This window comes from Corynebacterium pacaense, from assembly GCF_900169525.1.
GTDB classification, from domain to species: Bacteria; Actinomycetota; Actinomycetes; order Mycobacteriales; family Mycobacteriaceae; genus Corynebacterium; species Corynebacterium pacaense.
Genome location: NZ_LT821239.1, coordinates 750,038 through 776,572 on the forward strand (window position 1 = coordinate 750,038; position 26,535 = coordinate 776,572).

The following is a 26,535-nucleotide window of genomic DNA, read 5'->3' on the forward strand; positions in this document are numbered from 1 at the left end:
ATGGCACACAGGGACCTGCGCATTGAAAACATTGTCACCCACGGCATCTTCGCCCTCGACGGCGGCGAGTGGGAGGTGGACAACAACATCTGGGTGCTCGGCGATGACCGGGAGGTACTGATCATCGATGCGGCGCACGACGCCGCCCCGATCATCCAGGCCGTCGGTGGCCGCACGGTGAGGGGGATCCTGTGCACCCATGCGCACAATGACCACATCACCGTCGCGCCGGAACTGGCCGCGGAACTGGATGCCCCCGTGTACGTGCACCCGGGCGACCAGATGCTCTGGGAGCAGACACACGGCGATCTCGGCCACGAGGAACTCTCAAACGGCCAGGTGTTCACCATCGCCGGCACTGAGGTGCATGTGCTCAACACACCGGGCCACTCCCCGGGCTCCTGCTGCTTCTACGTCCCTGAGGCGGACGAACTTTTCTCCGGTGACACCCTTTTCCAGGGCGGCCCCGGTGCCACCGGCCGCAAATACAGCTCCTTCGACACCATCATCGAATCCCTGAAGTCGTCGGTGCTTGATCTTCCGCCGGAGACCACGGTGCGCACCGGACACGGCGATCACACCTCGGTCGGTGCCGAGGCGCCGCATCTGGAGGAGTGGATCCGCAGGGGGCACTAGGGGATCCCGGGGTGGGCCCCGGGCTGGCCCCCGGCTGCGAGCCACCCCCTTTATGGGGCAGAACGGCCGTACTGATCTCGGTCTTTCCGCCCCGGGGCGCGACCTGCGCACACCCGGGACCCACTTAATCCACGCTTAATGCACATCCGTACCTGTGATGGGCCTAACATATGGCACATGGTTGATAACGTACGTGGGCAGAAGCGGGTGTGGCTGGCCGTATCTCTGTCCATCTTCACCGTCGCCTGGGGTGGCAACGAATTCACGCCTCTGCTCGTGTTCTACCGTCAGCAGGGGAATTTCTCCGATCTTGCCGTCGATCTGATGCTGATCTACTACGCCATCGGTGTGGCCGCGGGCCTGCTGGTGGCGGGTCCGCTCTCCGATCGCTACGGACGCCGGGTGGTGATGCTTCCCGCACCGCTGATCGCCGCTCTCGGCTCGGCCTTCATCGCCAGCGGGGAGGAGACGGCACTGCTGATGTCCATCGGTCGCGCACTCTCCGGAGTCGCGGTGGGAATGGCGATGACGGCGGGCGGTGCGTGGATCAAGGAACTGTCCACACCCTATTTCGAGCCCGGCGTGGGCTCGAGTGAGGGTGCGCGCCGGGCATCGATGTCTTTGACCGCGGGCTTCGCGCTCGGGCCCGCCGCCGCCGGAATCCTGGCCCAGTGGCTGCCGCTGCCCGGTCAGCTCGCCTACATCCTGCATATCCTCCTCTCCCTTCTGCTCCTTCCCCTGCTGCTCACAGCGCCGGAAACCCGCCAGTCGGCCCATCTGAAGGTGCGCGGATCCTTCTGGGGCGATATTCTCGTGCCCTCTGTGTGGGAAAAGCGCTTCCTGTTCGTGGTGACACCGATGGGGCCCTGGGTATTCGGTGCGGGTTTCACCGCCTACGCCATCCTGCCGGCGCTGCTGCGCGAACAGGTGACCGTGCCCATCGCCTACAGCGCCCTGATCGCACTGGTCACCCTCGGAACGGGATTCGGTGTGCAGCAGCTGGGTCCGCGGATCATGGGGGAGGGCAGGACCCGTGGCCCGGTCCTCGCCCTCGTCGCCACCGTCCTGGGGATGGCGGGCGCAACACTGATCGCCATGCACCCCCACCCCTGGTGGGCGCTCGTGGTGTGCATGTTCCTCGGCTCCTCCTACGGTCTGTGCATGTTCGTGGGCCTGGCGGAGACCCAGCGGATCGCGCCCCCCGCGGACATGGCGGGTCTGACGGGTATCTTCTACTGCCTGACCTATTTCGGCATGATCTTTCCGGCGGTTCTGACCAGGCTCAGCGACTATTTCACCTATCCCGCGATGCTCGGTTTCGGGGTGGCCATGGCGGCGCTGTGCCTGATCATCGTTTCCTTTACATCACGGCGCCTGTGAGGGCGGCGGGGTTGGCGGGCTAAAGTATGGTCCATGCGCACAGTAGTCACCGGCGGTGCCGGATTCATTGGATCACATCTTGTCGACCTTCTGATCGCGAAGGGGCACGAGGTCGTGGTGGTGGACAACCTCTCCCGGGGGAGTCTGTCCAACCTCGAGGATGCGCTGGGGAGCGGGAAGCTCACCTTCGTTGAGGATGACCTTCTGGAGATTGATTTCGACGAGTTCCTGGATAGGTACCGTCCCGAGGTCATCTTCCACCTCGCGGCACAGATCGACGTCCGCCACTCCGTTGCGGACCCGCTTTTCGACGCCCAGACCAACATCCTGTCCACGCTGCGCATTGCGGATGCGGCCCGTCGGCACGGTGTCCGCAAGATCGTGTTCACCTCCTCCGGAGGCTCGATCTACGGCGAACCGACAAGCTTCCCGGTCGGGGAGGACATCCCGGTGGATCCGCATTCGCCCTACGCGGCCTCGAAGGTGTCCGGCGAGATCTACCTGAACACCTTCCGTCACCTCTACGGTCTGGACTGTTCCCATATCGCACCGGCGAACGTCTATGGTCCGCGCCAGGATCCGCACGGCGAGGCCGGGGTGGTGGCGATCTTCTCGCAGCGACTGCTTTCCGGGGAACCGACGCGGGTCTTCGGCGACGGGGGCAACACCCGCGACTACGTCTACGTCGGAGACGTGGTCCGCGCCTTCTACCTGGCATCCGGGGAGATCGGAGGCGGTCTGCGCTTCAACATCGGCACTTCGGTGGAGACTTCGGACCGACAGCTGCACACGCTGGTCGCCCGTGCCGCGGGTGCGGCGGACGATCCTGAGTTCGCCCCGGCGCGCCTCGGCGACATTGCGCGGAGTGCGCTCTCCTTCACCAGGGCGAAGGAGATCCTGGGCTGGGAGCCGGAAGTCGATATCACCGAGGGAGTGGCCAACACCGTGGACTATTTCCGGAGCCACTAGAGTCTCACCACAGCCACCGAAGCCGGCACAGCCACCGCGGCGGGCACGGTGGTTGCGGAGGTGGAACCTACAGCTTGTCCTCCGGCAGGACCGGGTTCTGCAGGGCGACGGCGCGGGCCAGCTTGGAGTAGCGCAGCTCCTGTTCACGGAAACGCACATAGCTTGACACCGTGGTGAACATGAATGCCACCGCCAGTGCATAGAGCATGAGGTCGGTACCGCGGTCGACCCCGACGAAATTGGCCACCGCGGTGAGATCGTCCGGGCGCAGAACCGCCCACACCGCCGCCGCGATGAATCCCACGAAGCCGATTTTCACCCAGGCCTTCGCGCGTGCCTTGCGGCGGTTGCGCAGGAAATAGAGCACCAGCAGCGCGGTGGCCAGCAGGAGCAGGACCTGGATGATGATCTGGGTCGTTGTCTGGGTCATGGAAGTCTCCTTGCCAGAAATCCGTCGGCGAGAATATTGATGCCGTTGATCAGGGACTGACCCTTGCTCATTGAATACTCGGTGTAGAGGATGTCCACGGGCTCCTCGGCGACCCGCCAGCCGCGTTTGTCAATCTGGTCGACGAACTCGGAGGCGTGGGACATCCCGTTCATCCGGATGTTGAGCTCCTGCGCGACCTTCTGGTTGAACACCCGCAGACCGTTGTGGGCATCGGAGAGCCCCAGTCGGCGGGTGGTCGGGGAGAGGAGGACCACGATGCGCAGAACCAGGCGTTTGATCCAGGGAACCTGATCGTCGGCGGCGCGTGGCCTGCCGAAACGGGTACCCACGATGATGTCCAGGGGCTCGTTGCGGAGACGTTCGACCATCCGGACGACGTCCTTGATCTGGTGCTGGCCGTCGGCGTCGAAAGTGACAAAATACCTGGCCCCGGGCTGCTTGCGGGCGTATTCCACCCCGGTCTGAATGGCCGCCCCCTGCCCGAGATTGACTGGGTGGTTGATCAGGTGGGCGCCCGCCGCATGGATCTCCTCGGCGGAGTTGTCCGATGAGCCGTCGTTGACCGCAACGATGTTGGGAAAGGTCTCCCGTGCGTGCGAAAGCACCTCACGGATGACCGTGCCCTCGTTGTAGCAGGGCACGACGAGCCAGGTGTCGTTGAAGTCGCCGGCCGGGCGGGCGGGACCGCTGTTGTGTGTCGCATCCATGATGTTTTCAGAGCTTAGTGCATATCGCCCGTTTTTCCCTGCAGCACGTGCCGATGTCCCGGGTGTACGGCCACCCCAGTGGGTAAGCTGTCGTGGAGTCAGAGCAAGTTTGGACAGTTGTTAAGGAGTCGGCCTTTCCCATGAACAGCAAACGCATCGGTGTGGTGATCGTCTCCTACGGTCACGAGCGGGACGTGGCGAATCTGGTTGATTCCCTCGCACCCCAGCTGAGGGAGGGCGACCGAGTCGTGGTCGTGGACAACCGCAAACCCTGGGTGCTGCAGGAGGCGGTGGGGGACCGGCTCCGCGTCCACGGTGTGGAAATCATCAACCACGACAACGGGGGTTTTGCCGCAGGCTGCAATGTCGGGGCGGCCAGGATCGTCGATGAAGTTGATCTGCTGTTCTTTCTCAATCCCGACACCGTGATCGAGGATCCATCCCTTTTTGATACCCTCCGGCGCGTGGATGAACGGTGGGCGGCGTTCATGCCCTATCTGCTGCTTGAGGATGGCAGCATCAATTCCGCGGGCAATGCGCTGCACATCTCCGGACTGTCCTGGGTGACCGGCCTTGACGGAGAGGCCGAGCGGGGGGGCGGGCAGGATCAGGAGGTCACCGAAATCTCCATTGCCTCCGGCGCCTGTCTGGTGGTGCGCAGTCAGTGGTGGAGGAAGCTCGGGGGTATGGAGGAGATGTACTTCATGTACCACGAGGACACCGACTTTTCCGCGAGGCTGCTGCTCGCCGGTGCCCGGATCGGTCTGGTGCACTCCGCATTTGTCACCCATAACTATGATTACGCCAAGGGCGACTACAAGTGGATCTACATCGAGCGGAACCGCCACGTCCTACTGCTCAGCGTCCTTCCGCTGCCTCTTCTGGTGGCGCTCGGACCGCAGATCCTCGGCGCGAACCTGGGCCTGTGGGCGATCGCAGCGCGCGAGGGGCGACTCGGTTTGAAGCTGAAATCCACACGCCTGCTCCTGCGGGATCTACCGGGGATCCTCGCCCTCAGGCGACGCACCCAGGCCCTTCGCAGGGTCGGTGCAGCGGAGTACCTCTCCCATATGGAATGGCGGCTGGATAATCCGCATCTGGGGAACATTGGTAAAAACCGCGTGGTCGCGGCGATCTATGGAACCTATTACCGGATGTGCCTGTCGGTATTGCGTCTGCTCTCCGCCTGACGACGCCCCCGCAGCCGCGCACCGCCCTCCGGCACACCCCTTTGCGGGGGTGCTGAGATGAACTCCCGATAAATACTATCTTTCTCGGGGAGAAACTGCGTGGATGATCAAAAACGCCTGCGTTTAACTGCTTCCTGAACATGGCGTTTCGCTATTCACAGGAGGCTTTTAGGTAATGATCAAGATGTCGCGCGTCGCTCTGGCGGCTGCCACCATCGCGGGACTCGGGCTCGGCGTCACCGCCGTCCCGGCCACCGCTCAGGACAACACCACGCAACTGAACATTCTGGGCATCACCGATTTCCACGGACATATCCAGGAATCCAAGTCGAAGGACGGGGAGGTCGTCGAGGCGGGAGCCGCGCAACTGGCCTGCTATGTCGACAACCGCCGTGCGAAGAATCCAGACACCAACTTCGTTTCGGTGGGTGACAATGTCGGTGGTTCACCCTTCGTGTCGTCGATCCTCAGGGACAAGCCCACCCTCGACGCCCTCAACGCCATGGACCTGGATGTCTCGGCGCTGGGCAACCACGAGTTCGATGCGGGATGGGCGGATCTGAAGGATCGGATCTCGCTGGACGGAACCGGACAGGCGCATTTCCCCTATCTCGGAGCCAATGTCACCGGTGGTGGCAACCTGCCAAAGGCCTCAACCGTTCTGACCACCGCGGATGGTGTGCGCATCGGCTACGTCGGTACAGTCACCGATGAGACCAGCGATCTCGTTTCGCCCGCGGGAATTCAGGGAATCGGCTTCACCGATGATGTCGCGGCGGTGAACAAGGAGGCCGACCGTCTCCGGACCGGGAACGAGGCGGACGTTATCGTCGCGCTGACCCACTCCGGCGGAGACGTCGCTTAACCGTTCAGCAATGCCGTCGATGTTGTCTTCGCGGGGCACACCCATGCTGTCTACGCTCAGCAGGGGATCGCACGGGAAGGCAAGGAGCCACTGTTTGTCATTCAGCCCGCGAACTACGGAATGTTCCTTGCCGATGTGAGCATCACCTACGACAAGGCGGCCAAGAAGGTCACCCGGGTTGAAGGCCACAATGTCCCCGCGAAGGAAATCGCTGCGGAATGTGCAGGTACACCGGATGCCGAGGTTGCGGGAATCGTCGCAGCGGCTGTCGATTCCTCGGTCGAGGAGGGTAACAAGGTTGTCGCAACCATCGACAATTCCTTCTATCGCGGTTCGGACAAGGATGCGGGTCCCGGAACCAACCGCGGTACCGAGTCCACGCTGAACAACCTTCTGGCCGAGGCGGGATTCTGGGGTATCAGGGAAACCACCAAGCTCGGTCCCGATTTCGGCATCATGAACGCAGGTGGGGTCCGCGAGGATCTGGAGAAGGGTGAGGTCACCTTCTCCGATGCCTACCTCGTGCAGCCCTTCAACAATGCCTACGGTGTGGTTGACATCAAGGGCGAACAGGTCAGGGAACTCCTTGAACAGCAGTGGAAGGACCCCAACTCCGAGCATCCGCGTCTCGCGCTCGGACTCTCCAACAATGTCCAGTACTCCTATGATCCGACCGCTGAACAGGGCAAGCGAATCACGGCCATCTACATTGACGGCAAACCGGTTGACCCCGCGGCGACCTACCGGGTCGCAGGCTCCAGCTTCCTGCTCTCGGGAGGAGATGGTTTCAGCGCTCTGAAGTCGGGTTCGAACTTCACCGATGCCGGCGTGATCGACGTTGACCTGTTCACCAGGTACCTCGCCGAACACACGGGGGTTGAGCCGCGGACCAATCAGGCATCCGTCGGTATCTCCATCAAGGGCGAAGCGCGGCCGGGCAATGAGGTAGAGCTTGATCTCTCCTCGCTGTCCTACACCTCCGCGGGGGAGCCGCAGGCGAAGGATGTCACCGTCACGGCGGGCGGGGAATCGGTCACCGCAGAGGTGGACAACACCGTCGTCACCGATTTTGATGAGACGGGCAGTGCCACGGTGAGTCTGCGGATTCCCAGCGATGCCACTGAGCTCAAGATTGAAACGGACAACGGCACCACCTTCACCGTTCCACTGGACGAGCAGGTCTCTGGGAGTTCGAGCTTCGGGAAGTTCGCCGGAATCGCGGCAGTACTCGCGGTCCTCGGTGGGGCCTTCGCCTTCTGGTATGCCAATGTCGGCAGCCAGCTGCTGGCTCAGTTCCTCTGAGTCCGCCACTCGGACGGAAGGGGATGAAACTCTGGTCCGAGCGGTACGTAAAAGGCGGAACGGTCTGTCTATCCTATCGCGGTGAAAATTATTCTTACAGCAGGTCAGGATAATTTTCTCCGGGGATGAAACGAAGGCTGCTAGCGCTGATTTACCTCGCACTCTACTGTGACGGGAACGTGATTCCATAAAGCGGTCACGCCCGAGAAAATGTGCAGTGAGTGAAAGGTACGTCAGTGGAGAAAAGACTTCGAAGGAAACTGGGCCGGGCGGGTAGCTTGAGTGGCGCACTCCTTATCGTGGGGGCCCTGGCACTCGCGGGATGCTCCAGCTCAGCCGAGGAGGCGCAGACCCAGACAGAGGGACCTGTCGAGGGCGGAGTGCTGAAGGTGGCTTTCGGCAGCGACACACCGATCATCAACCCGCATCTCAGCGGCAGCTCCATCACCGCAACCATCGCGCGTGAGGTTGTCGATTCCCTGGTCTCGCAGGACGTCAACAATGAGATCCATCCCTGGCTCGCCAGTGACTGGTCCATCAACGACGACAACACCGAGTACACCTTCACCATCCGCGATGACGTCACCTTCTCCGACGGGGAGACCCTGGACGCCGGTGCGGTGAAGGAGAACTTCGATTTCATTCTCGATCCGGCGAACAACTCCAACTACGCCCGCTCACTCCTTGGCCCGGTGGCGGCCATCGAGGCTCCGGACGCATCGACCCTGATCATCCGCTATGACACGCCCTTCTCCCCGCTGCTGCAGGGGCTCAGCCTCCCCTACCTGGGTATCCAGTCGTCCGCGTTTATCAATGGTGGCGGCGAACTGACCAACAGGATCGTCGGCTCGGGGCCTTTCCTGCTCGACTCCTACGTGCAGGGACAGGGCAGCAAGCTGTCCAAACGAGATGACTACAACTGGGGTCCGACGCACCTCGATCACACCGGACCGGCACACCTGGACGGGATCGAGTACAGCTACCTTCCGGAGGCGTCGACACGCCTCGGGGCGCTGGAAAGCGGTCAGGTGGACGCCATTGACGCCATCCCGCCGGCGAACAACGCCGGTCTCCGGGGCAATGACGACATTGTCATCGACACCTACGAAAACCCCGGTGTGCCGTGGACCTTCCAGTTGAACACTGAAACCGGGCCCTTCTCCGATCCCCTGGTCCGACAGGCCTTCCAGACCGCGGTGGATATTGATGCAGGTGTCCAGGCGACCTACTTCGGAACCGTCGAACCCGCCACGGGACCACTGAGTTCCCACACCCAGTATGCGGATGCCAGCATCGACGGATCCTGGAAGAACGATCCCGACCGTGCCGCGGAGCTTCTTGATCAGGCGGGGTGGACGGAAAGGGACTCCGAGGGCTACCGGACCAAGGACGGCAAGCGGCTGTCGGTCAGATGGGTCTACGACGCGGCACAGAGTGGCCAGGACAATGTCAACCTCGTCCAGGCCCTGCAGTCGGGGTACCGGGAGTCGGGCATTGAACTGGTGCTCGATTCGGTGGACTCCGGTACGCTGACCTCGAGAAATGAGTCGGGGGACTATGATATCGTCGCCTACTTCTTCGTCCGCGCCGAACCCGATATCCTGCGCACCGTGTACGGCTCGGCGACGATCGGTGCCGGGAACTCATCCCGGGTGAGCTCCCTGGACGGGCAGTTGAACGAGGCTGTCGGCGCATCGGGTGAACGCCGGGAGGAGCTCTACGCCCAGGTCCAGCAGGAGATCATCAACGAGGCCTATTCAGTACCCATCTACGTCCCCAACTACCAGTTGGCGCATACCAGCGACCTTCAGGGCGTCGAGTGGGCAACCAACGCCAAGCCCTTCTTCTACAATTCCTTCCTGTCAAGGTAGGCCGTCATGAGCGAGTTAGTGTCCCCGCGTCCCGCGCAGGGCGGTGGGGTGGACGTGCTGGACCGGGACCACCGTGATTCCGCCCCGACCCGCGTCGCATCCACGGCACGGTCCCTGTCCACCGTTCTCCTCCGACGGCTCGTTGAAACTCTCCTCGTTGTCTGGGGTGCAGCCACCATCGCCTTCGTTGCGGTCAAGGCGATCCCCGGTGACCCCGTGGCGATCATGGCCGGCGGCGAGAACATCGTTGACGCCGAACAGCGCCGGGTCATCACCGAGCAGTACGGTCTAGATCAGCCGCTGGGCATCCAGTACCTCAACTACCTGCTCAGAGCCTTTCGTGGTGACTTCGGTGATTCCTATGTCTTCCGGAACCCCGTGCTGCAGGTAATCGGCGACAACATCGGCCCGACCCTCGAGCTGGCGCTGGCAGGTTTCACCCTGGCCCTCATCCTTGCCTTTGCAACCGCGATAGCAACCTCCGGGGGGAAATCCGTCGCCAGGACGATCGCCTCCGGGGCCGAGCTCGTCTTTCTGAGCACACCGGTGTACTGGATCGGAATCGTCCTGCTGGTGATCTTCAGTTTCGGTCTCGGCTGGTTCCGCGTGGTCGGGGCCGACGGCCCCGCGGCACTCGTCCTCCCCGCACTTGCACTCTCGCTTCCTCTGGCGGCAATTCTGTCGCAGGTCCTCCGTGATGGAATTGAGAACGCGATGGAGCAGCCCTTCGCCCTGACCGTGCGTTCGCGCGGCGTCAGCGAATCGACTCTCAGACTCCGGCACGCGCTCCGGCATGCACTGCTTTCGGTATCCACCGTCTCCGGAACACTGCTCGGCGGCGTGCTCGCCGGTTCGATTCTCACCGAGACGGTGTTCGGACGCCCCGGCATCGGCCAGGTGATGCTGCTGGCGATCAGTTCCAGGGACATGCCACTGATTCTGGGACTGGTCGTGTTGTCAGCCCTGGTGTACTCCCTCGTCAACGCGATCATCGACGTGGGCTATGTGGTTATTGATCCACGTCTTCGGAAGGGAACCGGTTCATGAGTACGGCGAATGCCATTCTGGCTGCTCCGAGAATAGACAGCGCACGGCGGGTACCCGTGGGGACACTGCTGGCGGGACTGATTGTCATCGCCCTGGTCGCCGCCGCGCTGGTCCCGTCCCTGTTCACCTCCTTTGATCCGCGGGAGGCGGCCCTTGGTTCGGTTTTCCAGCCTCCATCACTCTCGCATCCCTTCGGCACCGACCAGCTGGGCCGTGACGTCTTCTCACGGGTGGTCCACGGCGCCCGCTATTCTCTGCTGATCGGGATCGGCGCGGCGCTGCTCTCCCTTGCGGTGGGCACCCTGCTCGGGCTGCTGTCGGTGTACCTGCCCCGGGGTCTCGACCGCCTGGCACAGAGGCTGATCGACATCCTCCTGGCGTTCCCGGAGCTGCTGCTCGCACTTGTGATCGTCGCGGTACTGGGGCGCGGACCGCTCAACACCCTCATCGCGGTGGGGCTGTCGGGCATCGCCGGTTACGCGCGACTCGTGCGGTCCCAGGTCCTCGCGGTCCGGTTGTCCGGATACGTCGAGCACGCGCGGGTGGTGGGGGAGAGCCCCGGCTGGATCATCTACCGCCACGTCCTGCCCAACATCATCCGGCCACTGGCCATCCTTGCAACGATCGGGGTGGGCACCTCGATCCTGTCCGCGTCCTCCCTCAGCTTCCTGGGGCTGGGCGTCGCCCCTCCGACACCGGAGTGGGGTGCGATCCTCTCCGAGGGACGCAGCTACCTTTCAGTGGCGCCCTGGACGAGCATCTTCCCGGCGACCGTCGTCGCCGTATCCGTCATCAGTATCACCGTTCTGGGGCGCAAGCTGCAGGCGGTCATTTCACGAGGAGGACAGCAATGATCAGTCAGGATCTAGACACCGAAACCCGGATCCGTCGGAAAACCACCGATCAGGGGCCCGGCGTGACGGGAGGGGAAGTCAGAACGGATCCGATCTTCTCGGTTCGTAATCTCACCGTCTCCTTTCCGGGGAGGGGCCCGGAACCCGTCGTCAACGGCGTTTCGCTGGATGCCCACCCCGGCGAGATTGTCGCACTGGTCGGTCAGTCCGGATCCGGGAAGTCCGTCACCGCCCGCACCCTGATCGGACTGGCGGGTGAGGATGCGGTTGTCCGGGCGGATGAGATCCGGCTCGGGGCCCGCAACCTCCAGGAGCTGACGGAGAAGCAGTGGCAGGGCATCCGCGGCAGGGAGATCGGATTCGTGCTCCAGGATGCGCTGACCTCCCTCGATCCGCTGCGCAGAATCGGCAAGGAGGTCGGTGAGGCGATCGGGAGGGCACCCCGTGCCCAGATCGACGCACAGGTGGAGAGGGCGCTGCTTCAGGCGGGGATCCCCGACCCCGAGATCCGCAGGCGGCAGTATTCCCATGAACTCTCCGGCGGATTGCGGCAGCGAGCCCTCATCGCATCGGCACTGGTCAATCAGCCGGGACTGATCATCGCCGACGAACCCACGACCGCCCTCGACGTCACCGTCCAGAAGCGGATACTCGAACTCCTGAGGGCACTGGCCGATGGTGGCCGCGCCATCCTGCTGATCTCCCACGATCTGGCTGTGGTGTCCTCCATCGCGGATCGGGTACTGGTCATGCGGCACGGTGAGATTGTGGAATCCGGTCCGACCGTCGAGGTCCTCGGCCGACCCCGTCACTCCTACACCCGCAGGCTCCTCGGCGCCATACCCAGCGAGCGGACCCGGGGCCGGAAGCTCCATGTTCCCGAGGGCGCTGAAGCCGCCGGCACCGAGTCCGCGGCGCACATCCACGAGGACACGCGGCAGTTCGATGCCCAGCCCCTGTTCACGGTCAGGAAGGCCACGGTGGTCTTCCCCGGGCCGAAGTCGAGCCGGCGCACCGCCCTCGACGGGGTTGATCTGCATATCCAACCAGGGGAAACCCTGGGTGTGGTCGGTGAATCCGGATCGGGAAAGAGCACCCTCGGACGGGCCATCATCGGACTTCAGAAATTGGACGAGGGGCGTATCGACGTCTTCGGCCAGCAGTGGAGCGCCCTGCCAGAAAGGCGCAGGCGGCCCCACCGCCACAGGGTGCAGACGATCACCCAGGACCCCCTCGGTTCCTTTGATCCGCAGTTCCGGGTTGATCAGCTACTTGAACAGCCACTCCGACTCCATTCCGGCCTGGACAGGCACGCTCGCCGTGAGGAGAGCCTCCGGCTCCTCGGACTCGTCGGCCTGGACGAGGCCACACTGACCGCGCGCCCGGGGCAGCTGTCGGGGGGCCAGCGACAGCGCGTGTCGATAGCGCAGGCACTGGCAGGCAAACCTGATCTGCTCATCGCCGATGAGCCGGTGTCCGCCCTCGACGTGATCACCCAGGCGCAGGTCCTCGATCTTCTCCAGGAAGTGCAGAAACTGACCGGCCTGGCGATGCTGTTCATCTCCCACGACCTGGGGGTGGTCCAGCATCTCAGTCACCGGATCGCGGTGATGAAGGATGGTCGGATCGTTGAGCAGGGCACCACCGATGAGGTGTTCCGCAACAGCCGTCACCCCTACACGCGAGAACTCCTCGATGCGGTTCCGACTCTGGAGGCGGTCGCATGAGTCGGCTGACCCGATCCGGGACCACACTCCTCCTGCCCTCCCACACCGGCAGGGCACTGATCTATGGAGCCATCGAACATGGTCTCGGTTCCAGCAGGATACTGATCGATCGCGGACAATCCACCAAGGTCCTGCTGGTGCGGTGGCGCAGCGACGGGGAACGTGTCGTCTTCGATTCGCTTCCGCACCGTCTCGGCAGCGGCAGCGGCGACGACGATGCTGACCTGGCGGTGACAGAAGCGTTCGCGACCGAGTTCCTGGCCGCGGTACCCGTGGTCGAGGGGCGTGGTGGGCTCGCCGTGGATATCACGGAACTTCTCCTGGCTGATCCCTTCCACCTCGCGGAATCGCTGTCGCAGCAACCCTGGGGAGGCGCCTCCGAGAAGAGCAGGTACAGAGTTGTTCCCGCGGCATCCCGGGTCCGTACCGACAGTGAGCGCGGTGACATCGCCACCGACCTGGTCTTCCGGAGGTCCCCGGGGGTAACGGATCCCCGCCACAACCCTTTCAGCACCTTCGCCTCCACCGAGGAGGAGGCCGAAAGCTGGCTGCCCTCCGACAACATATCCCTTACGCTGCGTACCTGGATCACAGCTGTGCCCGGGGAGGTGGCTGTGCTGGCGCACCATCCGAGGTCCGGGGGCAACGGACCGCGGAGCATTGATCCTCGACGAAGCGATCACATCGACCTCGCGGTCCAGCCACGATTCCGCCCCGGTGCGCCCATCACCTATCTTGTCGATCCCGCCATACCCGAACCCTTCCGGACTGCGGTGGTCGAGGGAGCGAACTGGTGGCGATCCGCCTTCGCGGAGGTGGGCATCACCTTCGAGGCACGGCTGCCACTTGCGGGGGAGTCATTGTGGGGCGAGCGCACCAACGCCATCTTCTGGGTGCACCGGACCGGCAGGGGCTGGTCCCTGGGCAATTCCCAGGCCGCACCGCTGACAGGGGAGATCCTGCGCGGAACCGTGCGCTTGGGCAGTGAGCGGATCATCCAGCTGCGCCAGTTGTTCGAGGCACTGCTCCAGCCCTACGGCGCCACCGATGAAAAGGAACGGTTGGACAGAATCGACTCCGTGCTCATTGAGCGTGTCCGTCTGCTGTCCGCCCACGAGATCGGGCACTCCTTCGGATTCGCGCACAACTTCACCACCCACACCCACCTGCGATCCTCGGTGATGGACTATCCTTTCCCCGCCCTCGGGCAATCAGCCGAACGCGGGGTGTTCTTCGCGGAGCGGGCCTATCCCACCGGCCTCTCCGACTGGGATGCCCGCCTGCTCAGATGGGCGTACCCGGAACGTAGCGGTGTGACCGGGAGGACCGATGCCCAGGGCTTTCTCACCGAGGGCGATGCCGCCGATGCCGTTTCATCTGCACCGTGGGTGTCGCGCCGCCCGGACGAAACCGGCGATGCCCTGAGCGGCCTTGGCCACATCCTGGATATCCGCCACCGTGCCCTGTCCACCTTCGGTTCCTCCGCGGCACCTCCGGAGGCGCAGCAGGGGGAGCTGCGGGACAGATACACCCGCCTGTTCCTGCTCCATCGATTCCAGGCCGAGGAGGTGGCGGGACTGCTCGCCGGGGTGGACTATGTCTATGACACGGTGGGTGGGTCGCGGCCCGTCGACCGGGTTTCCCCCGAGGTTCAGCGCCGTGCACTTGCAGCTCTCGCCGACCTGCTCACGGGTGGGATCGTGGATGTGCCTGCCGAGATCCTGAGGCTGGTACCGCCGGCGGCGGACCGCATCCCCGCGGGCCCGGCCGAGGTGGTGTCCCGGTTGGGGCGCCTGTTCGACCCGATCAGCCTGGGTGCTGCTGCCACGGCGGTCGTCGTCACGCAGGTGGTCAGCGCACCCCGCCTCAACCGGGTGTGGACGCAGGCACGCCATGACCCCGGATTCCCCGGGGTAACGGAGGTGACCGCAGCCCTCGCCCGGGCCTCCACCGTGGATAACGCCCATGTGGTGATTCACGCCGTGGTTCAGGTACTGGCCTCGGGAGAACTTCTCGCCGGCACGCAGGATGAGCTGCTGGCGCTGCTGTCCAGGTGGCCCGATGACCGGCAGGCTGAGAAGGCGCGCTGGGCGGCCGCGGTCTGGAGGGAGGATCCGAAGGCTGCGGTCCATCGCTTCCCCCTACCCACGGTGCCCCCGGGCGCGCCCCTGTAGAAGCGGACTAAACCGCCTCCACCTCGTTGAAGGTGGAGGTGTCGATGACGAAGCGGAACTGCACATCCCCGGCGACCACGCGGTCATAGGCCTCATCGACCCCGGTGACACCGATTTTCTCGATGCGTGCACCGAAACCGTGCTCCGCACAGAAGTCCAGCATCTCCTGCGTCTGCCGGATACCGCCGATGTTGGAACCGGTGAGAACCTTCGCGCCGCTGATCAGTGCATTGAAATGCAGGCTCTGCGCCGTGGGCGGGAGTCCGACCACGGCCATGACCCCGTGCGGTTTGAGCAGCCGCAGGTAGGAATCGACATCGATATCGGCGCTGATGGTGTTGAGGATGAAATCGAACTCGCCGCGGTGCTCCTCGAAGAATCCCTCCTTGGTCGTGGCCAGGGTGCGGTGGGCACCGAGCTCAGCGGCGATCTCCGCCTTCCGCAGCGACCGTGAGAGCACCGTCACCTCCGCTCCCTTGGCCGCGGCGATCTGCACCCCCATGTGGCCGAGCCCACCGAGCCCGAGGATCGCGACCTTGTCTCCACTTTTAATGTCCCAGCGGGTGATGGGGGAGTAGGTGGTGATCCCGGCGCACAGCAGGGGGGCCGCGACATCGAAATCCAGCTCATCGGGTATCCGGCAGACGAATCTCTCATTGACCACGATCCGCTCGGCGTAACCACCCTGGGTGACGGTGCCGTCGACGTCGATCGAGTTGTAGGTCCCGACGTTTCCCCTCAGACAGTTCTGCTCCTCACCGGCCACGCACTCCTCGCACTCGCCGCAGGAGTTGACCAGGCAGCCGACCCCGACCCGGTCGCCGACGCTGTATCGGCTCACGTCCGTGCCCACGGCGGAGACCACACCGGCGATCTCGTGACCGACGGTGAGCGGGAAATGTGCCTCCCCCCACTCATTGCGGATCGTGTGGATATCGCTGTGGCAGATGCCGGCGGCCCTGATCTCGATGACCACGTCATCCGGTCGCGGATCGCGCCGTTCGATCAGCTTCACCTGGAAAGGGGACTCCGGGTCGGTCTTCTGCAGTGCCTTGGTTGAGATACTCATGCGCGCAAGACTACATCGGCGCTCCCCGCACGGCACACGCGCAGGTCAACGGACCAGGAAGGGCACGACCCTGACATAGACGATCATGCCGACCAGCTCCACCAGGGTCTGGGTGACCACCACTGCCGCCACCAGCGCAAGCTCCGCCGGTAGGGCCAGCGCAAGCGGAAGAACTACGAGGGAGTTCCGCGTCGCCCCGGAAAAGACCAGGGCCCGGATACCCCGGGTATCCTGCCGGGCCATCCGGCCGACGAGGATACCCAGCGGGACCATGATGATAAGGAAGGCCACGAAGATCGGAATCACCGCGAGCAGCGCACCGAGTTCGGAGCGGACGGAGAGGATCTGTGACGCCACCACGACTGCGAGGGTGAGCATCATCAGCGGAACCATCAGGGCCTCGAAGAAGGCGCACACCCCGACCCCCGCCCGCGATGTCCGTGCGATGAACTGGGTGGCGGCGGCCAGTGCCAGGGGAACTAGAATCAGCAGGACAAATGCCTCGATGAAGGGGCCGATGTTTATGATCGCGCCGAGACCGGCATCGCTGAACAGGCTCATATAGACCGGAAGCAGCAGCATCTGCAACAGCATGAGCAGCGGCGACACCGCAAGCAGACGGTCATTGGCCGCCCCGGCGATGCCTGAGAACACGATCACATAGTCGATGCACGGGGCAAGCAGGACCAGCATCACCCCGATGGCCAGGGCGGGTTCGGCGGCGACTGGGCGGGTGAGCAGATACACCACGACCGGGACGATGATGAAGTTGAGGATCACCACCGCGCCGAGGAAGCGGGCATCCCGGAACACCCGCGGCAGTTCCACGAAGGGCACCCCGAGGAAGGTGGCGTAGAGCAGAAGCATGAGGACGGGATTGATCGCGGACTCCAGATGCCCCGCCACCCCGGGCGTGACCAGGCCCAGTCCTGCCCCGAAGGCCAGCGCCAGAATGTAGAGGACCACCTGGTGCCTGTTCCACCACTCGACCATGAATGTCCCGGGCCCGGTCGTTCAGGCTTCGTTCGCGGCGCGCAGGAGGTAGGTGCCGTAGCCGGACTTCCTCAACTGCTCACCGAGGGAGGCCAGCTGGGGGGCGTCGATGAATCCCTGCCGGTAGGCCGCGACCTCGGGGGAGCCGATGATGGTTCCGGTTCGTTTCTGCAGCACCTCCACATAGGCCGAGGCCTCGCTCATGGAATCGATCGTTCCGGTATCCAGCCAGACGTCACCGCGTTCGAGTCTCTGGACCGTCAGCGCGCCCCGGTTCAGATAGGCCTCGTTGACACTGGTGATCTCCAGTTCGCCGCGTTCGGAGGGGGTGATCCCGTGGGCGATCTCCACCACCCGGTTGTCGTAGAAGTACAGGCCCACCACCGCGAAATTCGATTTCGGTGCGGCCGGCTTCTCCTCGATGGATACGGCCCTGTTCCCGGCGTCGAACTCGACGACGCCGTAGCGTTCGGGATCGGAGACCTCGTAGGCGAAGACGATCCCGCCCTCCGGATCGACGCACTGCTTCAGAGCATGGCCCAGCTGTGCGCCGTCGAAGATGTTGTCGCCGAGCACCAGGGCGACATCGTCATCGCCGATGAAGTCCGCGCCGATGATGAACGCCTGTGCCAACCCGTCCGGGGAGGGCTGAACCGCGTACTCCAGGCTGATTCCCCACGCCGAACCGTCACCGAGCAGGCGGATGAAGGATTGCGAGTCCTCCGGCGTGGTGATGATCAGGATCTCCCTGATCCCCGCCTGGATCAGCGTGGTCAGGGGGTAGTAGATCATCGGCTTGTCATAGATCGGCATCAACTGCTTGGAAATGCCCCTGGTGATCGGGTAGAGGCGGGTGCCTGATCCGCCCGCGAGAATGATGCCCTTCATCTGTTTCTGATTCCTTCCAGATAGTCACCGAGGCGGTCCCGCCAGGGCGGTGCATGAAAACCGGCGGCCTCGATCCTGGAAAGGTCCAAAACCGAGTTCAGGGGGCGGGGAGCGGCCCCGGGCTTGTCGGCGAAGTACTCGGCCGTGCTCACCCCGGTGACCTGACCGGGATCATCATAGACGGCCCGGGCGATCTGTGCCCACGACACCGCCTCGCCGCTGTTGCTCAGGTTGTAGATTCCGAATTCGGCATCGGAGTTCAGCAGATGCTTGATGCCGGCGGCGATATCGACGGTGAAGCTCAGGCGACCGATCTGATCATCGACCACTTTCGGGGCGATACCACGGGCATCGAGTGAGGCCATGGTGGCAACGAAATTGGGTCCGTCGCCGATGACCCAGCTGGTGCGCACGACGTAGTGGCGTGGTGCGGTGGCGGCTGCGATGTCACCGGCTGCCTTGGACTGGCCGTAGACGCCGACCGGACACAGTGGGGCGTTCTCGGAATAGGCGCCGGTGGCGGTGCCGTCGAAGACATAGTCCGAGGACACGTGCACGAGGGTGATCTGATTGGCCGCGGCGATGCGTGCGAGGTTGGCCACGCCTGCGGCGTTCACCGCCCAGGCCGTGGCGCGGCCGGTGGTCTCGGCCGCATCGACGTTGGTATAGGCGGCCGCGTTGATGATGGTGGAGTACTGCCGCCACGGGCGGGCGGAGTCCAGATCGGGGGAGGTGATGTCGAGGTCGTTGTGGGTGAGGAACTCCGCGTCGGGGAACTGCGCGCGGAGTGCGGATCCCAGCTGCCCGGCCGCGCCGGTGACCAGGATCCTGCGTGGCGGCACCGGGCGGGCCCGCTCGAGCGGGGGATGGTTCCTGTCCTTGTCGGACACCTCCGTCAACGGCAGTGGCCAGTCGATGCCCAGGGAGGGGTCGGCGAGGTTGACAAAGGAGTAGCTGGCCTCGGGCGACCAGTGGTCGTTGACCAGATAGGTGTATGCGGTGCCGTCCTCCAGGGCCTGGAAGCCGTTGGCCACCCCGCGCGGGACATAGACGGCCCGGTCCACGGTGATGGTGGTGGTGGCCACCTTTCCGTAGGTCGGGGAGCCCTCACGCAGGTCGCACCAGGCACCGAAGACGCTGCCGGTGGCCACGGAGATGTATTTGTCCCAGGGTTCTGCGTGGAGCCCGCGGGTGACCCCGGCCTCGGCGTTGAAGCTGATGTTGTTCTGCACCGGGGCGAAATCGGGCAGGCCCAGGGCGGTCATCTTCTCGCGCTGCCAGTTCTCCTTGAACCAGCCGCGGTTGTCACCGTGGACGGGCAGGTCGTAGAAGACGAGTCCGTCGATGGCGGTCGGGGTGGCGCGAAGTTCCGTGTTGAATTCCGAGTTGAGCTCGCTCATTTACTGTCCCTGCCTGGCGTAGGTGGCCTCGACCCCGGCCTTGGCCTCACGCCACCAGGATTCGTTGTCGCGATACCAGGCGATGGTCTGTTCCAGCCCCTCGCGCATCCCGGAATCGACGTCGGTGTAGCGGGGGCGCCAGCCGAGCTCGCGGCGCAGTTTCGTGGAATCCATGGCGTAGCGCATGTCATGGCCGGGCCGGTCGTTGACATGCTCGTATGCGTCGGGTGCCCGCCCCATCAGTTCGCAGATCAGGGAGATGACGTGCTTGTTGTTGATGTGGTCGTTGTCGGCGCCGATGATGTAGGTCTCGCCGATGCGGCCCCGGTCCAGGATCAGGTGCACGGCCGCGTTATGGTCATCGACGTGGATCCAGTCGCGGACCTGCTCACCGGTGCCGTAGAGCTTCGGGGCCAGCCCGGCCAGAATATTGGTGATCTGGCGTGGGATGAACTTCTCTATGTGCTGGTAGGGGCCGTAGTTGTTGGAGCAGTTCGACATCGTCGCCCGAATGCCGAAGGAGCGGATCCAGGCGTGGACCAGATGGTCGGAGCCTGCCTTGGTCGCCGAGTAGGGCGAGGAGGGATTGTAGCGGGTGGTTTCGGTGAAGCGATTCGGGTCGTCGAGTTCCAGGTCGCCGAAGACCTCGTCGGTTGAGATGTGGTGGAAGCGGGTGCCGTGTCTGCGCACGGCCTCGAGCAGGGTGAAGGTGCCGTTGATGTTGGTGTGCACGAAGGGGGAGGGATCGGCCAGTGAGTTGTCGTTGTGTGATTCGGCGGCGAAGTGCACGGTGACGTCATGGGTGCCCACCAGGTCGTCGACAAGCTCGGTGTCGCAGATGTCGCCCTTGACCAGGTCGACCTCGAGGCCCGCGAGGTTGGCGGGGTTCCCCGCGTAGGTCAGTTTGTCCAGGACCGTGATGCGGTCATACTCGGGGTGGTGCGAGATGGTGTGGCGAACGAAGTTGGCACCGATGAAACCGGCGCCACCGGTGACGAGCAATGAAGTCATGGCACCAACTATACGGCCCGTTCACCCGAGCTTTTCGACGCTCCCCTCGGCGATTCCACCGGAACGCAGCAGAGCTGCGGCGTGCACGACCAGGCCCGCAAGCGGGCCGCAGATCAGTGCCAGTCCCGCGGCCGTCGCCAGTTCCCAGGGACCGAGCAGCAACCCGATGGCGACGGCGGTGGCCATCAGCCAGCCACCCAGGTACAGCCCGTGGCGGCCGTAGGCGATGCTCGCACAGCCGGTGACCATCAGCGTCGCAGTCGATGTCGCCCCGAGTGTCAGGACCGCGAGCAGGCTACCGGGCACCGCATAGATCTCCCTGGCCAGCAGCACCTCAAGGAGCCAGGGGCCGATCAGCCAGGCGAGCCCGGCACCGATGAGGCCGACCGTCCAGACGATCAGGAGGGGTGCGGCCAGGGCGCGCAGGGGAGCCTGCCTGTTCTGCACGAAACGGACGATGATCGCCGATTGGAACTGCTGCAGCGGCACCAGCAGGGGCGCACGGGTGAGGGTGACGGCGTAGATCACCGCGGCGGCGGTGACCGCCTGGCCCGTGGTGTCCGGATTCGTCAGTTTGACCAGGGTGGGAAAACCGGTGATCAGCACGGCCGTGGCGCCGGAGGCCGCCATCGCGGTCAGGGCCTGCCGGGTGAACACGGCGGCCGAGACGTCCGTGATCGATGACAGCGCGGCCCGTGCCTCGCGGGAGCCCGCGACGATGAAGATCCAGGATACGGCCCCGATCACGGTGATCACGAGGAACGCGAGGAGCTGGTAGCCCAGCAGCCAGGCGGCAACAGCCAGGATCATGCGCACACCGGTGTCCAGGGAGATCAACGCGGCGTACTGCTTCCACAGCTGGCATCCGGAGAGGATGCCCGAGATCGTGGCCTGCACCGCGTAGCTGCCCAGTCCCAGGGCCAGCATCGCCACGCTGATCCCCTGGTGGTCGCTGAGCAGGCGACCGATCCACAGGGGAGTGGTCGCGCCGAGGATCACGGCCGTCGCGGCGGCGGCGAACAGGGAGAAAACTATCGGGCGGATCGATCCGCGAGGTGCATCCGGGGCGCTTCTGGCCGCCGAGATGGCGCGGGTGGTCTCCTGCGTCAGGCCGGTCAGAACTCCGGTGCCTGCGAAGAACAGACCCCAGTAGGCGGTGAACTCCTCCGCCAGGGTGCTGGAATCGCCCAGGGCCCTGCCCGCGATGATGATTACCACGAAACCGGAGAGACCGGCGATGACGGTGGCCAGGGTCAGGTATTTCATGCGCCCTCGGGGAAGGGCGGCAGGGGGGTGCTCTTCAACCAGGAATCCCAGATGCGGTCGACCTCGGTGCCGGGGATACCGATCTCCGCGCAGGTCCTGTCGATGTGGCGGCGCAGGTCCACCGGCTCAACCACCGAGTGACGGCCCTCGGCGACGTAGGCGCGGATGGTGCGGAAGAAGGCCTCATCGCCGAGCAGGACGCGGACGGCGTGCACGGTCAGGGCGCCCCTCTTGTACACGCGGTCGTCGAACATGTCCCTCGGACCCGGATCGGAGAGCAGGATGTCCTGCGGCAGGGTGGACAGCACGTTGTAGAACTCCCTGGCACTGGTTTTCGCGGGAAGGCCGTGCGCCTCCTCCGCCCACAGCCATTCCGAATAGCAGGCGAAACCCTCATTGAGCCAGATGTCATTCCACTGCGCGAGCCCGAGGGAATTGCCGAACCACTGGTGTGACAGTTCGTGGGCGATCAGCCTCTCCCAGGTGTAGTCGCCGTCCGCGTGGTTGGCGCCGAAAATGGACAGGCCCTGGGCCTCCAGTGGAATCTCCAGTTCATCTTCGGTGACCACTACACGGTAGGTGATGAAGGGGTAGGGACCGAAGAGCCGCTCGTAGACGTCGAGCATGCGGGCCTGATCGGCGAAATCGTGCAGAACCCGCCTCCTCAGCGCCGGATCTGCGGAGGGGATGAACGCGGACACCCCGACACCGGACTGTGCCAGGCCGAGGGAGACCTGTTCGTAGGCACCTACCTGGATCGTGGCCAGGTAGGTCGCCATGGGTTGTTTCGTGCGGTAGTGCCAGCTGGTGGCGCTGCCCCGGGTGGTGCGATCGATCAGCTCGCCGTTGGCTACCACCGTGTAGCCGTTGTCCGCGGAGAAGCGGATATCAAAGTGCGCCTTCTCATCCGGGGTGTCATCGCAGGGGAACCAGCTCGGGGCACCGCAGGGCTGCGAGGCCACCAGGGCTCCGTTGCTGAGCTCCTCCCACCCGATCGGACCCCATTCGCTGCGCGTGGGCCGGGGATTTCCGCGGTACCGGATCTGGAGGGAAAACTCCTGGTCGACCGGGATCTCGTTGCGGAAGGTGATGCGCAGCTTCTTGTTGGCGTGCCGGAAGCGTGCCACCTGGACGTGTGTTCCGGCGGTGCCGGTGGCGGTGACCTTCTCCACCCGGATATTGGTGGACAGGTCCAGGGTCAGTGAATTGAGCGCCTGGTAGTTGTCCATCCGCAGCGTGGCGGTGCCGCTGAGCAGGTTGGGTGCCACCCGGTAGAGCAGATCGAGCTCATAGCGTCGGATGTGGAAGCCAAGATTGAAGTCCACGCCTGTGTAGGTGTCGCGGGTACCTGGGACCGGGGTGGAACGCAGCCTTCTCGTAGTCATCGTCTAGTGATGTTACCCCTCGGACAGGTCGAGAGCGGAGTCGATCCAGGTGTAGATCAGGGCCTCCACGTCCGCGACCTGCCTGTTGTCGCCGGCCCCGGCATGGCCGCCCTCGGTGTTTTCGTAATAGTCCACCGGCTGTCCCGCGTCGGCGAGCGCGCGGGCGAAGAGCCGGGCATGGGCCGGGTGAACCCGGTCATCACGGGTGGAGGTGGTCACCAGCGCGGGAGGGTAGGGCCGCGTCGCATGCCCGGCGATATTGTGCAGGGGGGAGTAGCGTTCAATCACCCGGCGCTCTTCCGGATCGTCCGGGTCGCCGTACTCCGCCATCCAGGAGGCTCCGGCGGAGAGCCGGTGATAGCGCAGCATGTCCGTGAGCGGGACCTGGATCACCGCCGCCCCGAAGGCCTCGGGGTACTGTGTCAGGGCCCCGCTGGTGAGCAGACCGCCGTTGGAGCCGCCACGGATGACAATCTGCGCAGGCGTGGCATAGCCTCGCTCCACCAGGTCCTCCAGGACCGCGCGGTGGTCCTCGAAGACGCGCATGCGGTTGAGTTTGGTCGCCCGGGAATGCCATTCGGGGCCGAACTCACCGCCACCGCGGATATTGGCCTCGACGAAGAAGCGGTTCCTCTCCAGCCAGGCGATGCCCCGGGTGACGGAGTGGGCAGGCGTCAGCGACACCTCGAATCCCCCATAGGCGTGGACCAGGGTGGGCCCTGGGCCGGGCGCGGCAAAGTCCCCGGAGATGAAGTAGGGGATCCTTGTCCCGTCCCTCGAGGTGGCCCAGTGCTGGCGGGTCCCCACCCCGGAATTGTCCCATTGCAGGGGGGCGTGTCTGACCTCGGTGAGGTCGGGGGAGACCGCGAGGTCCCCGCGCAGCAGGGTGGCAGGACTGGAGAAACTGGCGGCGGAGAGCCAGACCTCATCGCCGTCGAGCGCGGAGGTGGCCACCACATGTGCGCTGACGTGGTCCGGGAGCTGAAGCGGGCGCGGGGTGGCGGTGGGATCGCTGATCTCCAACAGCCGGATGGAGGTGGAGACGTTGTCCAGAAGTGTCAGCAATAAAAAGCTCCGGGTGAAACTCAGACCCTGCAGCGACACCGAGGCGGTCGGCAGGAAAACCGGCGCGAAATCCCTCGATCCCTCCAGGAAGGAGTCGAAGCCGATCACCCCGAGTCCGCCTGCGGGGATTCCCGAGAACTCGCTGCGGGGGTTGATGAACAGCCACTGGCGGTGGACAACCACCTCACAGTCGTCTGGTACCTCGAGAAGGCGCAGGCCGGAACTCGTTTCCACGAAGGTTTCGGAGTTGTAGAAGTCCAGCGCCCTGGAGGCGAAGGTGCGCTCCCAGCCGGGGGTGTGGTCCCGCCATGCGCCCACCGCAACGTCGTGCGGGTCGCCGGAGAAGAAGACGGGGGCGTCGGCAAGTGGTTGACCCCTCCGCCAGAGGCGGATACGCACGGGGTAACCGGAATCGGTGAGTGACCCCTCGCCGGTATCCGTGCCGATCAGCAGGGTATCGCGGTCCAACCAGCTGACATCCGTCTTGGCCTCGGTGACCGTGAAGGCACCGTCGGTGAGAAACCTACGGGTCTCCAGATCGAACTCCCTGATCACGGTGGCGTCCGCACCGCCGCGGGAGAGCCTGATCAGGGCGCGGTCGTGGGCGGGGGCGCGCACGTGGGCGCCCTTCCAGACCCAGTTCTCCTCCTCCTCCGCGGCGAGTGCATCGACATCTATGATTACCTCCCATGAGGGGGAGCCGGCCAGATAGGATTCCGAATCGCAGCTGCGCCAGACACCCCGGGGATGGTCGGCGTCACGCCAAAAGTTGTACAGTCTGTCTCCCCTGCGGGAGACATAGGCGATTCGCTCATCGGTGTCGAGGGCGGCCAGCAGGCGCCGCCTCAGCGACCCGTACTCAGCCTCGGACGCCAGTTTTTCAAGGGTGCGCCCGGACCACCCCTCGGCCCAGGCAAGGGCCTGCGGGGAGTCGATCTCGTCGAGGAAGCTGTAATCCGTCATGTCACTGAGCGTAGTGCGGCAGGGAACATGAAAACGGCACCACCTCGGTTGAGGTGGTGCCGTGCAAGGAATTCAGACTATCAGGTTAGATGCCGAAGGAGCGGGCGAAGGTGGTCCAGGAGCCACGGAGATCATCCTGCCACCAGCCCCAGGAGTGGGTTCCGGTGGGGCGGAGGTTCCAGTCGGCGGGGATTTCCAGGCCGTCCATCTTGGCCTTGAGATCGTGGGTGCACTTGTTGGTGGCGGCCTCGATGACGCCACCGGTGATGATCGTTTCACCCATCGCAGCTGAGAGGTAGCCGTCATTCAGGCCCTCGAAGCGCGGACTGGTTGCGGATTCCCATTCGCCGGCCAGGCCGGAGGCGTTGGAGACATAGATATCGGTTCCACGCAGCTTCTCGGCGTTGACGAGGGCGTCATTGTAGAGGTTGTACTCGCCCCCACGGGGTCCCCACATCTGCTCCGGGGTCGCGCCACCGCGGTTGAGGGTGATGCGGAGGTACTCCCAGGGCACCACCGTGGAGGTGGCCGCGCACCCGGAGAAGGAGGCCGCGGCATCATAGAAGCCCGGGAAGTGCTGCGGGAGAAGCAGGGAGGAGGTCGCGGACATGGACATGCCGGAGATGGCGCGCTGTCCGTCGGTGTTCAGCTTCTTCTCGATGGGACCGGGGAGTTCCTTGACCAGGAATGTCTCCCACTTCTGCTTGCCGCCCAGGTTCGCATTCTCCTCCACCCAGTCGGTGTAGTAGGAGAACTTCCCCGACATCGGGATGACCACATTGACGTTCTTGTCGAGGTAGAAGTCAATGGCATCGGTCTGCATGACCCAGTTGGCCGCACCCTCCCCGCCGTCACCGCCGTTGAGCAGGTAGATGACCGGGCGTGGACCCGACTTCTTGTCCGGGGTGATGACAACGAGGGGGACGTCCCGGTCCATGGCGGCGGAGTAGGCCCACATCTCCTTGACGCGGCCATCGTACTTGTTGATGATGGAGCGCCAGCGCGGTGCCTTCTGATCACCGTACTTCGGCCCTTCGGTGATCGTCGAGGGAACCGCGTCACCCGCAACTTCGGAGGGTGTGACCTCTGCGGCACCGGCCGTGGACGGCGCGACGACGGCGGACAAAGCGATACCCAGTGCGACGATCGGCGCTGTGAAGCGGCGAAGAATCTTCATATATCTTTTCCTCGTGAAGTCATGGCCTGTGGTTGCACGGCCCGTTTTCATTCCTGCACACCGCCGGACAGCGGAGCAACTTCTGGTTAGATCGGTACAAGCCAGATAAACGTTAACAGCTTCTTCTGAATTTGGTTACCCCAAT

General features: G+C 64.3%; 22 protein-coding genes. 11 read left to right on the top strand and 11 right to left on the bottom strand.

Annotation, left to right across the window (positions count from 1 at the left end):
• From B7E02_RS03590 to B7E02_RS03600, 3 genes are all read left to right on the top strand, one after another.
• Nucleotides 1–636 (top strand): MBL fold metallo-hydrolase, encoded by a 636-nt coding sequence (locus B7E02_RS03590; RefSeq protein WP_080793169.1) that lies wholly within the window; start codon nt 1–3, stop codon nt 634–636.
• A 177-nt stretch (nt 637–813) separates the two neighbouring features.
• Nucleotides 814–2,016, top strand: coding sequence for an MFS transporter (locus B7E02_RS03595; protein WP_143336631.1), 1,203 nt, complete (start codon nt 814–816; stop codon nt 2,014–2,016).
• A gap of 33 nt (nt 2,017–2,049) precedes the next feature.
• Entirely contained in the window at nt 2,050–2,985 is a 936-nt protein-coding gene (locus B7E02_RS03600) for an NAD-dependent epimerase/dehydratase family protein (protein WP_080793173.1), read from the top strand.
• Between the two features lie 67 nt (nt 2,986–3,052).
• Here the strand turns inward: B7E02_RS03600 and B7E02_RS03605 are convergent, their stop codons facing one another.
• Both B7E02_RS03605 and B7E02_RS03610 read right to left on the bottom strand, forming a co-directional pair.
• The gene (locus B7E02_RS03605; protein ID WP_080793175.1) at nt 3,053–3,415 is read right to left on the bottom strand and encodes a DUF2304 domain-containing protein; all 363 of its coding nucleotides are present in this window, start codon (nt 3,413–3,415) and stop codon (nt 3,053–3,055) included.
• The gene (locus tag B7E02_RS03610) at nt 3,412–4,143 is read right to left on the bottom strand and encodes a glycosyltransferase family 2 protein (RefSeq protein ID WP_080793177.1); all 732 of its coding nucleotides are present in this window, start codon (nt 4,141–4,143) and stop codon (nt 3,412–3,414) included. Before B7E02_RS03610 ends, B7E02_RS03605 begins: the two co-directional genes overlap by 4 nt.
• 140 nt (nt 4,144–4,283) lie before the next feature.
• Between B7E02_RS03610 and B7E02_RS03615 the strand changes: the two genes are divergently transcribed.
• The 8 genes from B7E02_RS03615 (at nt 4,284) to B7E02_RS03645 (ending at nt 15,173) form a co-directional block, all read left to right on the top strand.
• On the top strand, nt 4,284–5,333 hold the full coding sequence (locus tag B7E02_RS03615; protein ID WP_080793179.1) for a glycosyltransferase family 2 protein: 1,050 nt from the start codon (nt 4,284–4,286) through the stop codon (nt 5,331–5,333).
• A 175-nt stretch (nt 5,334–5,508) separates the two neighbouring features.
• A complete protein-coding gene (locus tag B7E02_RS14610) occupies nt 5,509–6,198 on the top strand; it encodes a bifunctional metallophosphatase/5'-nucleotidase (protein ID WP_245802151.1) in 690 nt (229 codons plus the stop codon).
• 135 nt (nt 6,199–6,333) lie between these two features.
• A complete protein-coding gene (locus tag B7E02_RS14615; protein WP_245802152.1) occupies nt 6,334–7,500 on the top strand; it encodes a 5'-nucleotidase C-terminal domain-containing protein in 1,167 nt (388 codons plus the stop codon).
• A gap of 278 nt (nt 7,501–7,778) precedes the next feature.
• Entirely contained in the window at nt 7,779–9,371 is a 1,593-nt protein-coding gene (locus B7E02_RS03625) for an ABC transporter substrate-binding protein (RefSeq protein WP_218672373.1), read from the top strand.
• 6 nt (nt 9,372–9,377) lie between these two features.
• Complete coding sequence (locus tag B7E02_RS03630) at nt 9,378–10,418, top strand: ABC transporter permease (protein ID WP_080793181.1); 1,041 nt, start codon at nt 9,378–9,380, stop codon at nt 10,416–10,418.
• On the top strand, nt 10,415–11,272 hold the full coding sequence (locus tag B7E02_RS03635; RefSeq protein WP_080793183.1) for an ABC transporter permease: 858 nt from the start codon (nt 10,415–10,417) through the stop codon (nt 11,270–11,272). The genes B7E02_RS03630 and B7E02_RS03635 overlap by 4 nt, the downstream gene beginning before the upstream one ends.
• Nucleotides 11,269–12,999 (top strand): ATP-binding cassette domain-containing protein, encoded by a 1,731-nt coding sequence (locus B7E02_RS03640; protein WP_080793184.1) that lies wholly within the window; start codon nt 11,269–11,271, stop codon nt 12,997–12,999. The genes B7E02_RS03635 and B7E02_RS03640 overlap by 4 nt, the downstream gene beginning before the upstream one ends.
• Nucleotides 12,996–15,173, top strand: coding sequence for a zinc-dependent metalloprotease (locus tag B7E02_RS03645; RefSeq protein WP_080793186.1), 2,178 nt, complete (start codon nt 12,996–12,998; stop codon nt 15,171–15,173). Before B7E02_RS03640 ends, B7E02_RS03645 begins: the two co-directional genes overlap by 4 nt.
• Before the next feature lie 7 nt (nt 15,174–15,180).
• Here B7E02_RS03645 and B7E02_RS03650 read toward each other — a convergent pair whose 3' ends face one another.
• The 9 genes from B7E02_RS03650 to B7E02_RS03690 all read right to left on the bottom strand — a co-directional run bounded on the left by B7E02_RS03650 (nt 15,181) and on the right by B7E02_RS03690 (nt 26,390).
• Nucleotides 15,181–16,242, bottom strand: coding sequence for an NAD(P)-dependent alcohol dehydrogenase (locus B7E02_RS03650; protein WP_080793188.1), 1,062 nt, complete (start codon nt 16,240–16,242; stop codon nt 15,181–15,183).
• 45 nt (nt 16,243–16,287) lie between these two features.
• A complete protein-coding gene (locus B7E02_RS03655) occupies nt 16,288–17,235 on the bottom strand; it encodes an arsenic resistance protein (RefSeq protein ID WP_080793190.1) in 948 nt (315 codons plus the stop codon).
• 21 nt (nt 17,236–17,256) lie between these two features.
• Nucleotides 17,257–18,123, bottom strand: coding sequence for a glucose-1-phosphate thymidylyltransferase RfbA (rfbA, locus tag B7E02_RS03660; RefSeq protein WP_080793192.1), 867 nt, complete (start codon nt 18,121–18,123; stop codon nt 17,257–17,259).
• Nucleotides 18,120–19,523 carry a sugar nucleotide-binding protein gene (locus tag B7E02_RS03665; protein WP_080793194.1) on the bottom strand — a complete coding sequence of 468 codons (1,404 nt, stop codon included), beginning with the start codon at nt 19,521–19,523 and terminating at the stop codon, nt 18,120–18,122. The genes rfbA and B7E02_RS03665 overlap by 4 nt, the downstream gene beginning before the upstream one ends.
• Nucleotides 19,524–20,534, bottom strand: a complete 1,011-nt coding sequence (gene rfbB, locus B7E02_RS03670; protein ID WP_080793196.1) for a dTDP-glucose 4,6-dehydratase — start codon at nt 20,532–20,534, stop codon at nt 19,524–19,526.
• Between the two features lie 21 nt (nt 20,535–20,555).
• Entirely contained in the window at nt 20,556–21,800 is a 1,245-nt protein-coding gene (locus tag B7E02_RS03675; RefSeq protein WP_080793198.1) for a hypothetical protein, read from the bottom strand.
• Nucleotides 21,797–23,185 (bottom strand): M1 family metallopeptidase, encoded by a 1,389-nt coding sequence (locus B7E02_RS03680; protein WP_080793199.1) that lies wholly within the window; start codon nt 23,183–23,185, stop codon nt 21,797–21,799. The genes B7E02_RS03675 and B7E02_RS03680 overlap by 4 nt, the downstream gene beginning before the upstream one ends.
• A gap of 12 nt (nt 23,186–23,197) precedes the next feature.
• Nucleotides 23,198–25,213, bottom strand: a complete 2,016-nt coding sequence (locus tag B7E02_RS03685; protein WP_080793201.1) for a prolyl oligopeptidase family serine peptidase — start codon at nt 25,211–25,213, stop codon at nt 23,198–23,200.
• An 85-nt stretch (nt 25,214–25,298) separates the two neighbouring features.
• The gene (locus B7E02_RS03690; RefSeq protein ID WP_080793203.1) at nt 25,299–26,390 is read right to left on the bottom strand and encodes an alpha/beta hydrolase; all 1,092 of its coding nucleotides are present in this window, start codon (nt 26,388–26,390) and stop codon (nt 25,299–25,301) included.
• Nucleotides 26,391–26,535 lie beyond the last annotated feature (145 nt).

Coding starts and splice junctions, on each gene's coding strand:
- B7E02_RS03635 (WP_080793183.1), top strand. CDS start 10,415: ATGAGTACGGCGAATGCCATTCTGGCTGCTCCGAGAATAGACAGCGCA.
- B7E02_RS03615 (WP_080793179.1), top strand. CDS start 4,284: ATGAACAGCAAACGCATCGGTGTGGTGATCGTCTCCTACGGTCACGAG.
- B7E02_RS03675 (WP_080793198.1), bottom strand. CDS start 21,800: ATGAAATACCTGACCCTGGCCACCGTCATCGCCGGTCTCTCCGGTTTC.
- B7E02_RS03605 (WP_080793175.1), bottom strand. CDS start 3,415: ATGACCCAGACAACGACCCAGATCATCATCCAGGTCCTGCTCCTGCTG.
- B7E02_RS03640 (WP_080793184.1), top strand. CDS start 11,269: ATGATCAGTCAGGATCTAGACACCGAAACCCGGATCCGTCGGAAAACC.
- B7E02_RS03690 (WP_080793203.1), bottom strand. CDS start 26,390: ATGAAGATTCTTCGCCGCTTCACAGCGCCGATCGTCGCACTGGGTATC.
- B7E02_RS03600 (WP_080793173.1), top strand. CDS start 2,050: ATGCGCACAGTAGTCACCGGCGGTGCCGGATTCATTGGATCACATCTT.
- B7E02_RS03650 (WP_080793188.1), bottom strand. CDS start 16,242: ATGAGTATCTCAACCAAGGCACTGCAGAAGACCGACCCGGAGTCCCCT.
- B7E02_RS03685 (WP_080793201.1), bottom strand. CDS start 25,213: ATGACGGATTACAGCTTCCTCGACGAGATCGACTCCCCGCAGGCCCTT.
- B7E02_RS03645 (WP_080793186.1), top strand. CDS start 12,996: ATGAGTCGGCTGACCCGATCCGGGACCACACTCCTCCTGCCCTCCCAC.
- B7E02_RS03665 (WP_080793194.1), bottom strand. CDS start 19,523: ATGAGCGAGCTCAACTCGGAATTCAACACGGAACTTCGCGCCACCCCG.
- B7E02_RS03655 (WP_080793190.1), bottom strand. CDS start 17,235: ATGGTCGAGTGGTGGAACAGGCACCAGGTGGTCCTCTACATTCTGGCG.
- B7E02_RS03590 (WP_080793169.1), top strand. CDS start 1: ATGGCACACAGGGACCTGCGCATTGAAAACATTGTCACCCACGGCATC.
- B7E02_RS14610 (WP_245802151.1), top strand. CDS start 5,509: ATGATCAAGATGTCGCGCGTCGCTCTGGCGGCTGCCACCATCGCGGGA.
- B7E02_RS03630 (WP_080793181.1), top strand. CDS start 9,378: ATGAGCGAGTTAGTGTCCCCGCGTCCCGCGCAGGGCGGTGGGGTGGAC.
- rfbA (WP_080793192.1), bottom strand. CDS start 18,123: ATGAAGGGCATCATTCTCGCGGGCGGATCAGGCACCCGCCTCTACCCG.
- rfbB (WP_080793196.1), bottom strand. CDS start 20,534: ATGACTTCATTGCTCGTCACCGGTGGCGCCGGTTTCATCGGTGCCAAC.
- B7E02_RS03610 (WP_080793177.1), bottom strand. CDS start 4,143: ATGGATGCGACACACAACAGCGGTCCCGCCCGCCCGGCCGGCGACTTC.
- B7E02_RS03680 (WP_080793199.1), bottom strand. CDS start 23,185: ATGACTACGAGAAGGCTGCGTTCCACCCCGGTCCCAGGTACCCGCGAC.
- B7E02_RS03595 (WP_143336631.1), top strand. CDS start 814: ATGGTTGATAACGTACGTGGGCAGAAGCGGGTGTGGCTGGCCGTATCT.